This is a genomic window from Paenibacillus sp. RC73 (assembly GCF_044908085.1).
Taxonomy (GTDB): domain Bacteria; phylum Bacillota; class Bacilli; order Paenibacillales; family Paenibacillaceae; genus Paenibacillus; species Paenibacillus terrae_A.
In genome coordinates this window covers 24,978-38,192 of the sequence record NZ_JBIYCV010000009.1, presented here as the reverse complement: position 1 = coordinate 38,192, position 13,215 = coordinate 24,978, and the positions used below count along the sequence as shown (strand labels likewise).

The following is a 13,215-nucleotide window of genomic DNA, read 5'->3' as shown; positions in this document are numbered from 1 at the left end:
CTACATTTGGTCTATATTTTTGCGTAATAAAAAGCAAAAACCCGCTCAGTGAGCGGGTTTTTTAGATGGAGGCGAGGGGAGTCGAACCCCTGTCCGAAGATAACGACACATAAGCTTCTACGGGTGTAGTGACAGTTTTGATGTCACCCTAGGAACTCCCTGTCACCGGATTCCCTTCGGGTCAGCCTGATTGTCTTCTTCAGCTCACCGCAGGCGGAGATGAGACAGCGTATTCCACTATTTGTTAGCCCCTATCCCAGTCACATGGACGATGCTGGGTAGAAGCACGCACACAGTTTCTTAGGCTGCGAAAGCGTAGTTGTTTTGTTGTTTGCCGTTTAATAGGCTTTAGCGTTGATGAAGCGGACGCGTCCCCACTACCCGCTACCCATGCTCGAACTATCCCCGTCGAATCCATAAACGCCCCCTTATTATAAAAGGGCTCCACGGACAAATCCGGAAATACCGGAGCATAAGCATGCATGTAACTATATCGTAAGCTGAATCCTGAGATTCAACAGTCGAACAAGCTCAAAAGTAAAACTTTAAAACTTACTACTTCATTAGTATACCATATTACACTTCATAACGAAACGGAATGAAGCCATTTAAGCTCCACAAAATAGCACCATTACAGGAACAAGTAGCTTATTCACGTAATTTGTACCATGCCCTCTTAATTCAAGTAACAATGGAAAACTCCAGCTCCAGCCTAATCACACGTTGGCTTCACTTCGTCTACCGACTCCAAGCTACGCTAAATTATCTCGCAATTTTCTGCTTCTCACGCAGAGCGCGTTGGATATCACGCTGTGCATCACGTTTGGCCGCAGCATCTCGTTTGTCGTACTGCTTTTTACCTCTACCGAGTCCAAGTAACAGCTTGGCATAGCCGTTGCGAACATAAATCTTTAACGGCACAATCGTGTAGCCTTCCTGTTTGGACAGACCAATAAGCTTGCGAATCTGCTCTTTGTGCAGCAGCAGCTTACGAGTACGCGTCGGATCGGTCGGGTTGTTACGATTGCCTTGTTCAAAAGGACTAATATGCATGTTGTGGATGTGAATTTCAGCATTACGAATGGTGGCAAACGCATCACTGATATTAGAGCGACCATTACGCAAAGACTTAATTTCCGTTCCCGTTAACACCATGCCCGCCTCGTAGGTGTCCTCGATAAAATAGTCATGGGAAGCTTTTTTGTTCTGGGCGAGCACTTTCCCGTCTGCCTTCTTACCCATGAATACCACTCCTTGTTCCTAATGTAATCTATTCCGTAAAAAGAAAACTCCAGCCCGTTCACTACATAACTGCAAATGAGCGGCTTAGAAATATATTGTAACAAAATCCAGACGGTAAAAGCAAGAAAGGTCAAGTCTTTAAAACGAAGCGGCCTCCGTCCAAAACATCAGACAGAAACCGCCGTAATCTAAGCCAAAGATCAGCTTAATACACTGATTCCAAAGATTCATCTATCTAACAAGAAAGTAAGCTACCATCAACATCACTCACTTCTTCTTTTTCCGGACAAACCCAGCGGTGCTATTACCGCCACCACCACTGCCTTTGCTCTTCCGCTTACGACGTGCAGCGCCGTCACCGCTCGGGCTGGCATCACTGCCTGGTGTAGCTGCTCCGCCGATAAAAATACCGCTGGCTGACGTCTTCTTCTTACGTTTACCCGCACTTGATGCTGGCGAGTTGTAACCGCCCTTGCCGCTGCCAAAACCGAAACCGCTGGCTGAGCCAGCTCCTGCTCCGTTTCCGCCGCTACGGCCCGTACGACCTGCGGTACTAATACCTCCGCCGCCTACGCCTGAACCAGCTTCTTTAGGCTTCCCGGCAGCATCACGACCGCCTTTACGCTCTCTGCCAGCCTTGTCCTTGCCGCTCTTACGGTCGCGCCCCTCATGGGGCTTTCCTTTACCTCGGCCCTCACCGCCACGCGCAAAGCCAGCGCCTGTCTTTGAACCACCCGTGCGTTCACGGCGTTGCTGCTGCTTCATATCGACGAGTTCAAAATCAATCGTGTAATCTTCCATATTCACGCGCGCGACGCGAACCTTAACCTCATCTCCGATGCGGAACACCTTGGAGGTACGTTCACCGATCAACGCCATATGCTGCTCGTCAAAATGATAATAATCGTCCGTAAGCGCACTCAGACGCGTCAGGCCTTCCACCGTATTGTCCAGCTCAATGAACATACCAAAGCTGGTTACGCTGCTGATGATTCCCTCGAATTCCTCGCCGACCTTGTCCAGCATGTATTCAGCCTTTTTCATCTGCTCCGTATCACGCTCTGCATCCACAGCCACACGTTCACGTTCTGAAGATTGCTGCGCAATATCTGGCATCCATGCAGTCAAATACTCCTGACGCTCGGCTGTTAAAGCCCCACCGTTTTCCAATACCTCACGAATGACACGGTGAATCACCAAGTCAGGGTAACGGCGAATCGGCGATGTAAAATGAGAATAATACTCCGCAGCCAGTCCAAAATGTCCTGTCGACTCCGCATCGTACTTCGCCTGCTTCATCGAACGCAGCATCATGGTGCTAAGCACCGTTTGTTCCTTCGTGCCCTGAATGTCTTCCAGCAACGTTTGCAGCGCACGCGGATGAATGGAGTTCCCCCGACCTTTGATCTGGTGTCCAAAATTGGCGGCAAAAGCCATAAAGTTTTGCAGCTTTTCCGGGTCCGGGTCCTCATGAATCCGATACAGGAACGGCACTTTGAGCCAGTGAAAATGCTCGGCTACCGTTTCATTGGCTGCCAGCATGAACTCTTCAATGATCTGCTCAGCAATCGTGCGCTCTCTTTTAACGATATCTACAGCCTTGCCTTCATCATTCACAATTACTTTTGCTTCATCAAAATCAAAATCAACCGCACCCCGGCGCATCCGGTTAGCTCGCAGTTTCAAAGCCAGTTCCTTCATCGTACGGAAGTCTTCCACCAGCTCCTTGTACCGTTCCATCAGTTCAGCATCTTCCTCTTCGAGGATTTTACGAACGTTGGTGTACGTCATTCGTTCCTTCGTTTTAATGACACTGGTGAAAACATCATGTTTTACGACCTTCATATGCTCATTAAATTCCATCTCACAGGACAAAGTCAGTCGATCCACCTGTGGATTCAAGGAACAAATCCCGTTCGAAAGCCGATGCGGAAGCATAGGAATAACACGGTCGACCAAGTACACGCTACAACCGCGGTTATACGCCTCCTGATCCAGCCTGGAGCTCTCACGCACATAATACCCTACGTCGGCAATATGAACGCCCAGACGGTAGTTGCCGTTTGGCAGACGCTCTACATTAACCGCATCATCCAGATCCTTGGCATCCTCGCCATCAATCGTTACAATCGTTTTATCGCGCAGATCGCGCCGCCCCTGACGCACAATTTCTTCTTCCGTAATCGCATCGGGAGCCTTTTCCGCTTCCTCTGTCACTTCATCGGGAAAAGCTTCTGGAAGCTGATGCTTGCGAATAACCGATAGAATATCCACACCAGGATCATCCTTGTGACCCAGCACCTCCAATACTTCACCTTCCGCCGCAGCTCGTCCTTCCGGATAGCTCACAATGCGCACAACGACTTTTTGACCGTTCACGGCTCCGTTGGAGCTGGCTTTTGGAATAAAAATATCCCTGTTAATCCGCTTATCATCCGGCAAAACAAAACCGTATGCTTCGTGGCTCTGGAACACGCCTACCACCTGTAGCACTGCGCGCTTCACGATCCGCACGACTTCGCCTTCCAAACGGCCACCCGAAGGTCCCTTCGACGTTACTCTTACCAGTACCGTGTCTCCATTCATTGCACTCTTCAAGTCATTAGCATGAATGTATACATCCGGGTGCTCCCGGTCTTCCGGGATCAGAAAAGCAAATCCCTTGGCATGAGCCTGCAAACGTCCGCGCTGCAAATCCATCCGTTCCGGCACACCATAGCGGTTCGTCCGGGTCAGCAGAATTTTTCCGTCTTCCTCCAGCGCGTTCAAAAGCTTAAGGAATTCGCGGAAATCCGCCGCGTCCTTAATTTCAAAATGCTGCTCAAGCTCCTGGTAAGTCATAGGTTTGTATGCGGTCTCGCGCATAAAATCAAGTAATTGTTGCTCTGTTATCATAATATCGTCCACCTCGGGTGACCTTTAATTTTCAGTAATAATCCGCATGTTCCTTGTTCCTGATACAAGGCTCTTTATATACTCATACCCTAGTATACACGAATTCAATCGACGGCATCCCTGCCTATCTAAAATCCAAAAAAAGCCCCCGTTTCCCGTGAAACGAAGGCTTAAGGTTATTATTTAGCTTATTTTGCAAAAAATGCAACCAAAACGGAAACGATCATAAAGCCCGCACCCAAAACAGCAGTCACGCGCTGTAAAATCAAATCCATACCGCGAGCTTTTGTCTTGCCGAACAGATGCTCAGCACCGCCAGAGATGGCACCGGACAAACCTGCACTTTTCCCCTTTTGCAGTAAAACAACCGCAATAACAGCAATCGAGAACACAACGAGCAGCACTTTCAAAAAGATTTCCATGAAAAATCCCACCTCCTGAGCTAATACATCCGTTTTGCAAAACAACACAGCCTCTTTTATGAAAACATGATCATATCATGTTATGAATAGCCGGAAATTAACGCAAAACACTATTTTTATTCTACCACAGCTTCCAGTAGATAACAACCAGCTATACCGAGTCACTTCATTAAGCCTTGCAAAAGAGTAAAACCGACGTCACATGGGCAAAAACAAAAAAACAGACCTGTTCACGTTAGCGAACAGATCTGTTTTGTAATTACGTAAAAGGCTTCGAGCGCTCAGACTCTGTGTTCTTGAATCACAGCCGCCTGACCACCGTCAGCATCTTTGCGTAATATTATTTTTTCAGGTTGTAGAAAGATTTCAGGCCGTGGTATTGAGCCAGTTCACCCAGTTGATCCTCAATGCGGAGCAATTGGTTGTACTTCGCGATACGGTCAGTACGGGAAGGCGCACCTGTTTTAATTTGGCCTGCATTTGTTGCAACAGCGATATCAGCAATTGTGCTGTCTTCGGATTCACCGGAACGGTGAGAGATTACAGCTGTGTATCCTGCACGTTTAGCCAACTCGATAGCGTCGAATGTTTCAGTCAGCGTACCGATTTGGTTTACTTTGATCAGGATGGAGTTACCGATGTTTTCTTCGATACCTTTGCCCAGACGCTCTGTATTGGTTACGAACAGGTCGTCACCAACCAATTGGATTTTGTTGCCCAGTTTTTCAGTGAGCAATTTCCAACCTTCCCAGTCATCTTCGGAGCAACCATCTTCGATGGTGATGATTGGATATTTATCAACCCAAGAAGCAAGCAGGTCAACGAATTCAGCAGAAGTGAAGGATTTGCCTTCGCCTTCCAGTGTGTATTTTCCATCTTTGTAGAACTCAGTGGAAGCAACGTCCATACCGAGGAATACGTCAACGCCTGGTTTGTAACCAGCTTTTTCGATCGCTTCGATAATAGTGGACAGAGCTTCTTCGTTGGATTTGAAGTTAGGAGCAAAACCGCCTTCATCGCCAACAGCTGTGTTCAAACCTTTAGAGTTCAGTACGGATTTCAGGTTGTGGAAGATTTCCGCACCAATACGCAAAGCTTCTTTGAAAGTAGGAGCTCCTACAGGCAGAACCATGAACTCTTGTACGTCAACGTTGTTGTCCGCATGTGCGCCACCGTTAACGATGTTCATCATTGGTACTGGCAGTTGTTTAGCGTTAAATCCGCCCAGGTAAGTGTACAGTGGCAGACCCAGAGCTTCAGCAGCAGCGCGAGCTACAGCCATAGATACCGCCAGAATTGCGTTTGCACCCAATTTACCTTTGTTATGTGTACCATCAAGCTTGATCATCAATGTATCAATTTCTACTTGGTTTACAGCATCCAAGCCGATAACTTCAGGAGCGATGATTTCGTTCACGTTTTTAACAGCTTGCAGAACGCCTTTACCCAGGTAACGGGATTTGTCGTTATCGCGAAGCTCTACAGCTTCGTGCGCGCCTGTAGAGGCACCGGAAGGAACGATGGCACTACCGATAGCACCGGATTCCAGATATACTTCCACTTCAACAGTTGGGTTACCACGAGAATCGAGGACTTCGCGAGCGTACACGTCAGAAATAATAGTCATTTGTACTTAATCTCCTTTGTCGATCATGATTTATTGGTCAAGCCTATACTTATTAAATCAAGCTTACTTGCGGGATGCAATCATAGATTTTCCTGTCATTTCCGCAGGCTGCGGAAGTTGCATTAAATCCAGAAGCGTCGGAGCTACGTCAGCCAGTATTCCATGCTCACGCAAAACGATATTTTCGTCAGTCAAAATGAACGGAACCGGGTTAGTTGTGTGAGCTGTGAACGGACGTCCCTGCTCGTCAATTTCCATATCCGCATTACCATGGTCGGCAATGATAATAACAGTGCCACCTTTGGCTTTAACCGCATCTACAACACGTCCAACACATTCATCCGTCGTCTCTACCGCCTTGATCGTTGGCTCCAGCATGCCGGAGTGTCCAACCATATCCGGATTGGCAAAGTTCAGGATAATCGCATCATGCTTATCGGCTTCGATTTCCCTAACAGCAGCATCCGCAACCTCGTAAGCGCTCATTTCAGGCTGCAAGTCATATGTAGCCACTTTAGGCGAGTTAATCAAAACACGAGTTTCGCCAGGCAGTTCTACATCACGACCACCACTGAAAAAGAAGGTAACGTGCGGATATTTTTCGGTCTCGGCAATACGCAATTGCTTTTTGTTGTTCTGCACCAATACTTCGCCGAATGTGTTATCCAGGTTTTTCGGTTCGTAGGCTACGAAGCCTTCAACCGTTTCACTGAACAATGTCAGGCAAACAAAGTGCAAATCTTTAGGGAATTTCGGTCCGCGATCAAAGCCACGGAAATCCTTATTCGTAAATACCTGAGACAATTGAATCGCACGGTCAGGACGGAAATTCAGGAAGATTACTGAGTCATTGCTTTCGACCAGCCCTACAGGGCTTCCGTCAGCCTTCACAATAACCGTCGGCTCCACAAATTCGTCGAACACCGATTTTTCATACGATTCTTTCAACGCTTCCATTGGATCTGTATATTGAGGACCTTCGCCGTACACGATTGCACGGTAAGATTTCTCTACACGCTCCCAACGTTTGTCGCGGTCCATGGCATAATAGCGTCCTTGTACAGTCGCGATTTTACCAATACCCACTTCCTGAATTTTGGCGATCAGCTGTTGCATGAAGTCCACGCCGCTGTCAGACATAACATCGCGTCCATCCATAAATGCATGAATGTATACTTCTGTTAAACCTTCTTTTTTCGCCAAATCCAGCATAGCAAACAGATGGCTAATATGGCTGTGCACGCCACCATCGGACAAAAGTCCATACAGGTGAAGCTTCGTGTTGTTCTTTTTGGCATGCTGTACTGCTTTAAGCAAAGTTTCATTCTGGAAGAACTCGCCTTCGCGAATGGACTTCGAAATGCGGGTCAAACTCTGATATACAATCCGGCCTGCGCCGATGTTCAGGTGACCTACTTCGGAGTTACCCATTTGCCCTTCCGGCAGACCTACCGCTTCACCAGACGCTGTAAGCGTTGAATGAGGGTATTGTCTTAAGTATTGGTCGTAGTTCGGCTTGTTCGCCTGTGCAACCGCATTGCCTTCCACAGTTTCGCGCAGTCCGAATCCATCCATAATAATTAAGGCTACCGGTTTTGGTACTGTCATCTTACTTCGCCCCCTCAACAAGCGCGATGTAAGACGCTGGTTGAAGACTAGCGCCACCTACAAGTGCGCCGTCGATGTCGCTTTGGCCCAGATATTCAGCCACATTTTCAGGTTTCACGCTGCCACCATACTGAATCCGTACAGCATTTGCTGTATTTTCATCGTACAGTTCTTTCAACAAACTACGGATATAGGAAATGACTTCATTCGCATCCTGCGAAGTGGAGGATTTACCTGTTCCGATTGCCCAAATTGGCTCATAAGCAACAACCACTTGTGCAGCCTGATCTTTAGCCAAACCAGCAAAAGCCGCTACAGTTTGCACTTTTACAACCGCTTTGGTTTGACCGGCTTCACGGTCTTCCAGCTTTTCGCCTACACATACGATCGGAGTCAGGCCGTGGCGGAATGCCGCATGAACCTTTTTGTTCACTGTTTCGTCTGTTTCGTTAAAATATTCACGACGCTCGGAGTGTCCGATCACAACGTAGTCTACGCCCAGATCTTTCAGCATCCCGCCGCTGATTTCACCTGTAAATGCGCCGTCTTCTGCAAAGTGCAGGTTTTGTGCGCCGATTTTGATAGATGTACCTTTTACTGCTTCAACCAGAGCAGGAAGATTCGTAAATGGTGCGCAGATCACGCTTTCCACTCCTGCAACCTCTGCTTTGCCTTTGATCTCTTCGATGAAAGTTTTAGCTTCTGGTACGGTTTTAAACATCTTCCAGTTACCCGCGATAATCGGTGTTCTCAATGGTTTCAACTCCTAACTATTAGCTGCCCTAAAGCATTTATTATGCGCAGTACGTTTGATTACTTATCGTTGAGTGCAACAACACCCGGAAGTGCTTTGCCTTCCATAAATTCAAGGGATGCGCCGCCGCCAGTAGAGATATGATCCATTTTGTCAGCCAGATGGAACTTCTCAGCCGCTGCCGCAGAATCACCGCCACCAATGATGGTGTATGCTTCTGTTGTTGCGCAAGCTTCCGCTACTTCACGCGTACCGCCAGCGAAAGGCTCCATTTCAAATACGCCCATTGGTCCGTTCCATACAACCAGTTTGGAGTTTTTGATAACATCTGCATAGATTTTACGTGTTTTCGGTCCGATGTCCACGCCTTCCCAATCTGCAGGAATGCCGTCAATATCAACAATGTTCGTGTTCGCCGTAGCGCTGAAATCGTCAGAAATAACGATATCTACCGGAAGATAGAAGTTTTTGCCGAGTTTCTTCGCTTTTTCGATAAATCCAAGAGCTACGTCCAGTTTGGATTCATCCAGTAGGGATTGACCCACTTCATGACCTTGAGCTTTAAAAAATGTATAAGCCAAACCGCCGCCAATAATTACGTTATCTGCAATGTTCAGCAGGTTGTCAATCACGTCGATTTTGTCTTTTACTTTGGAACCGCCGATAATGGCTGTAAAAGGACGATCTGGGTTTGAAAGAGCTTTACCGATTACAGACAATTCTTTCTCCATCAGCAAGCCGGAAACAGCCGGAAGAAGATGCGCGATACCTTCTGTGGAAGCATGAGCACGGTGCGCTGCACCAAATGCGTCATTCACGAAAATGTCAGCCAGCTCAGCAAATTGCTTCGCCAATTCAGGATCATTTTTCTCTTCTCCTGGATAGAAACGTACATTTTCAAGCAACAGCACGTCGCCGTTTTGCAGTTCAGCCACTTTCGCTTTAACAGCCTCACCAACTGCTTCGTCCACTTTAACAACAGGCTTTTTGAGCAGTTCAGACAAACGCACGCCAGCAGGAGTCAGACGCATGGATTCAACGACCTGACCTTTTGGACGTCCAAAGTGACTCGCCAAAATAACTTTTGCACCTTTTTCAATCAGGTAGTTAATCGTTGGCAAGGTTTCACGAATACGCTTGTCATCCGTAATTTTACCGTCCTCAACCGGAACGTTAAAATCTACACGAACAAACACCCGTTTTCCATTCAGTTCTATATCACGTACGCTCTTTTTGTTCATCTCCATATTCCTCCGCACCCTTTTAATTTTACGAAACAGGAATTTAAGGCACATTTTGATATATAAAGAGCGGAAACAATAACTGCTGTTTCCGCTCTATGATGTTGCGCGATAAGACTGTTCTTACTTAGCCAATTTAGCGAAGTATTCCAACGTACGGATCAATTGTGCTGTGTAGGACATTTCGTTGTCGTACCAAGCTACAGTTTTCACCAGTTGTTTGTCGCCAACAGTCAGGACTTTAGTTTGAGTTGCGTCAAACAAAGAACCGAAAGTGATACCTTTGATGTCGGAAGAAACGATCTCGTCTTCAGTGTAGCCGTAAGTTTCAGGATCGGAAGCTTCTTTCATCGCAGCGTTGATTTCTTCAACAGTTACGTTTTTCTCCAGAACAGTTACCAGCTCAGTCAGGGAACCAGTTGCTACTGGTACACGTTGAGCCGCGCCATCCAGTTTACCTTTCAGTTCAGGAATTACCAGACCGATGGCTTTAGCAGCACCAGTTGTGTTAGGAATGATGTTTTCAGCTGCAGCGCGAGCACGACGGAAGTCGCCTTTAGCATGCGGAGCATCCAACGTGTTTTGGTCGCCAGTGTAAGCATGAATTGTAGTCATCAGGCCTTCAACGATACCAAATTTGTCTTGCAAAGTTTTAGCCATAGGAGCCAGGCAGTTTGTTGTGCAAGAAGCACCGGAGATTACAGTTTCAGTACCGTCCAGAATTTCATGGTTTACGTTGTAAACGACAGTTTTCATGTCGCCAGTAGCTGGAGCGGAGATAACAACTTTTTTAGCGCCGCCTTTCAAATGTTTCTCAGCAGCTTCTTTAGTTGTGAAGAAACCTGTGCATTCCAGAACGATATCTACACCCAGTTCTCCCCAAGGCAGTTCTTCTGGGTTGCGGTTAGCCAAAACCTTAACTTCTTTACCGTTAACTTTGAAGAAGCCATCGTGTACTTCTACTTCTCCTTGGAAAGTACCTTGTGTTGTATCATATTTCAACAGATGTGCCAGCATTTTGGAATCTGTCAAGTCATTGATTGCTACTACTTCAATACCTTCCACGTTTTGAATCCGGCGGAAAGCAAGGCGTCCAATACGTCCGAAACCGTTAATACCAACTTTAACTGTCATGAGTGAGTTCCTCCCAAAGTTCGTTTAGTTTAGTTTATATATTCAAGACAGACCCGAAAGCCCGTCAAGACAACACAATTCATAAATCCGTTTAACCATTCAAATAATGGCTTACAATTTCAGCAGCAGCGCCTTCGTCGGTGACAAGAATATCTTCCTGCCCGAAACGCAGCACTGCATGAATAGCGGCCGCCTTGCTCTTACCTCCAGCTACGCCTAGAACCGTCTCGGTACGCCTGATATCCTCCAAACGGAGTCCAAGCGTCAGCATTCTGTGAACAACGACGCCGTCTTCGTTAAAATAATAGCCAAACGATTCGGCAACCGCGCCCTCACTGCTGATCTGGGCAAAGGTTTCAGGGTCGAGCTTGCGTCTACGTGCCATTGCTATGGCGTTGCCTATCCCGTGAATGATGATCCGACTCTCGCGAATCAGGCTTAAAATATCCTGAATATTCGTATCTTCAAGCAGGGAGTTGTAAGCATGATTGCTGAGCAAATCCGGTACATGGAGCAGACGGTATTGTGAGCCGACCTTACGAGCCATTGTGGAAGCAATTGTGTTCGCCTGCATTTCCATGCTTTCTCCCAAACCCCCACGTGCTGGTACGAACCATCCGCCCTTAAGTGGGCCATTAGCAGGTAGTGTCAGTTGGTCCGCCACGTCGGCAATCGTCGTGCCACCTGTTACGGCGACCACATCCTCGTCGTCCATAACACTCAGCAGCGCTTTTGCCCCGGCACGACCCAGCTCCTGCTTCGTTAAAGGAGAAGCATCCGAATCCCCTGGAACGACAACCACCTTCCTCAAACCATAGGCTTGACGAATCTGATCCTCCAATTGGGACAGGCCGAACAAGTTGTTCGCAATTGGCTCCAGCTGTTCCAGCAGATCCAGTCCTGCTTTGCTCACCTTCATGCCCACACTCTCAATCTCAATCAGCCCTTGGGCTTTAAGAAGATCGGTTTCGGCGCGCAACACGCGCTCGGTCATGTTCAGTGAAGCCGCCAGCGTTCTGCGTCCAATAACATCGGACAGCATAATCTGATGCAGGATTGTGTACCTTTTTTTCAAAACATCCATGAGGTCGGGCAGAAGCTGCTTCTGTATTTCTAATATCTTTCGCATGCTTTCCACTCCCGCACACTTCTAAGTTCTATCTTTAATACTATATCACTAACTGGTCTTAAAACGTCCCGGGTTAACTTTTTAAGTCCCACGTATATCTTACCCAATATTTGCTCCACATGCAAGTCTATCTGAACCTATATTTCTCAACTTTTTATGTGAATATGCGCACGTAATAAAAGCTTGCAATTCAATGCCGTATATCATATAATCATCTTTGTTTCCAATTAGCTGTGCGCCCGTGGTCCAACGGATATGACGTAGGCCTCCGGAGCCTGAGATCGAGGTTCGATTCCTCGCGGGCGCGCCATTTTATATGAATGTCTAAATGCTTCTATATACTGTTTTAACCAATAAGAGCGCAGAGGGCTCTTTTTTTTGACTATTAGTTTGACTTTCTTTGACTTTTTGTTTGAAATTGTTTATCATGTGGTTAATACGGTAACAGTTTATAAATAGGGACGTGTAATCGGCATGTCCACCAAATCCATTAACGATATTAAAGGGAGGTTTTTTGACGTGAGCTATGTTCCTATGGTAGTAGAACAAAGTAACCGCGGCGAACGCGCCTATGACATTTATTCCAGACTGTTGAAGGATCGCATTATTTTGTTGGGCTCGGACGTCAATGACGTTGTAGCCAACTCTATTATTGCGCAAATGCTGTTTTTGGCTGCCGAAGATCCTGAAAAAGACATTCACTTGTATGTTAACAGCCCTGGCGGTTCGATCACAGCCGGTATGGCCATTTTCGATACGATGCAATATATTAAACCTGACGTGTCTACGATTTGTGTAGGTATGGCGGCTTCCATGGGTGCGTTCTTGCTGAACGCAGGTGCCAAGGGCAAACGTTTTGCTTTGCCGAACAGTGAGATTATGATTCACCAACCGCTGGGTGGCGCACAAGGTCAAGCAACGGATATTGAAATCCGCGCCCGCCGCATTCTGAAAATGCGCGACAAATTGAACCGCATTCTCGCAGATCGCACAGGCCAACCACTGGAGCGCATTGAAAAAGACACAGACCGTGACTATTTCATGTCCGCGGATGATGCCAAGGAATACGGTATTATTGATAAAGTGCTTACTAGCTCCTCTCCAGAAGGTGTGTAAGAGAACGAATTATGGCCTCTGAATAGCTGGTAAACGAAAAAAGCTGC

The 13,215-nt window shown here is 47.1% G+C and carries 10 protein-coding genes, 1 tRNA gene and 1 other RNA gene; 2 read left to right on the top strand and 10 right to left on the bottom strand.

The features are described 5' to 3' along the window. Positions 1-63: 63 nt before the first annotated feature. The 10 genes from ssrA to ABH897_RS20380 form a co-directional block, all read right to left on the bottom strand. Positions 64-428, bottom strand: a transfer-messenger RNA (tmRNA) gene (gene ssrA / locus ABH897_RS20425). A gap of 334 nt (positions 429-762) precedes the next feature. After that, a complete protein-coding gene (gene smpB, locus ABH897_RS20420; protein ID WP_014279183.1) occupies positions 763-1,242 on the bottom strand; it encodes an SsrA-binding protein SmpB in 480 nt (159 codons plus the stop codon). A gap of 267 nt (positions 1,243-1,509) precedes the next feature. Next, positions 1,510-4,137 carry a ribonuclease R gene (rnr, locus tag ABH897_RS20415; protein ID WP_404592621.1) on the bottom strand — a complete coding sequence of 876 codons (2,628 nt, stop codon included), beginning with the start codon at positions 4,135-4,137 and terminating at the stop codon, positions 1,510-1,512. A gap of 188 nt (positions 4,138-4,325) precedes the next feature. Beyond that, positions 4,326-4,559, bottom strand: coding sequence for a preprotein translocase subunit SecG (gene secG / locus ABH897_RS20410; protein ID WP_043922593.1), 234 nt, complete (start codon positions 4,557-4,559; stop codon positions 4,326-4,328). Between the two features lie 340 nt (positions 4,560-4,899). After that, positions 4,900-6,186 carry a phosphopyruvate hydratase gene (gene eno / locus ABH897_RS20405; RefSeq protein ID WP_044645031.1) on the bottom strand — a complete coding sequence of 429 codons (1,287 nt, stop codon included), beginning with the start codon at positions 6,184-6,186 and terminating at the stop codon, positions 4,900-4,902. 63 nt (positions 6,187-6,249) lie between these two features. Beyond that, entirely contained in the window at positions 6,250-7,794 is a 1,545-nt protein-coding gene (gene gpmI / locus ABH897_RS20400; RefSeq protein WP_283654146.1) for a 2,3-bisphosphoglycerate-independent phosphoglycerate mutase, read from the bottom strand. Position 7,795: 1 nt separating this feature from the next. Continuing rightward, positions 7,796-8,548: a triose-phosphate isomerase gene (gene tpiA / locus ABH897_RS20395; protein ID WP_283654145.1), complete on the bottom strand. Its 753-nt coding sequence runs from the start codon at positions 8,546-8,548 to the stop codon at positions 7,796-7,798. 59 nt (positions 8,549-8,607) lie between these two features. Continuing rightward, positions 8,608-9,789, bottom strand: a complete 1,182-nt coding sequence (locus ABH897_RS20390; protein ID WP_149095409.1) for a phosphoglycerate kinase — start codon at positions 9,787-9,789, stop codon at positions 8,608-8,610. A 123-nt stretch (positions 9,790-9,912) separates the two neighbouring features. Further along, positions 9,913-10,923: a type I glyceraldehyde-3-phosphate dehydrogenase gene (gap, locus tag ABH897_RS20385; protein ID WP_404592620.1), complete on the bottom strand. Its 1,011-nt coding sequence runs from the start codon at positions 10,921-10,923 to the stop codon at positions 9,913-9,915. 91 nt (positions 10,924-11,014) lie between these two features. Beyond that, complete coding sequence (locus ABH897_RS20380; protein WP_283654144.1) at positions 11,015-12,052, bottom strand: sugar-binding transcriptional regulator; 1,038 nt, start codon at positions 12,050-12,052, stop codon at positions 11,015-11,017. 235 nt (positions 12,053-12,287) lie between these two features. On the opposite strand from ABH897_RS20380, the gene ABH897_RS20375 reads away from it, so the two are divergent. Both ABH897_RS20375 and clpP read left to right on the top strand, forming a co-directional pair. Further along, positions 12,288-12,362, top strand: a tRNA-Arg gene (locus tag ABH897_RS20375). A gap of 209 nt (positions 12,363-12,571) precedes the next feature. After that, entirely contained in the window at positions 12,572-13,168 is a 597-nt protein-coding gene (gene clpP, locus ABH897_RS20370) for an ATP-dependent Clp endopeptidase proteolytic subunit ClpP (protein ID WP_025686039.1), read from the top strand. The last annotated feature ends 47 nt before the right edge of the window (positions 13,169-13,215 follow it).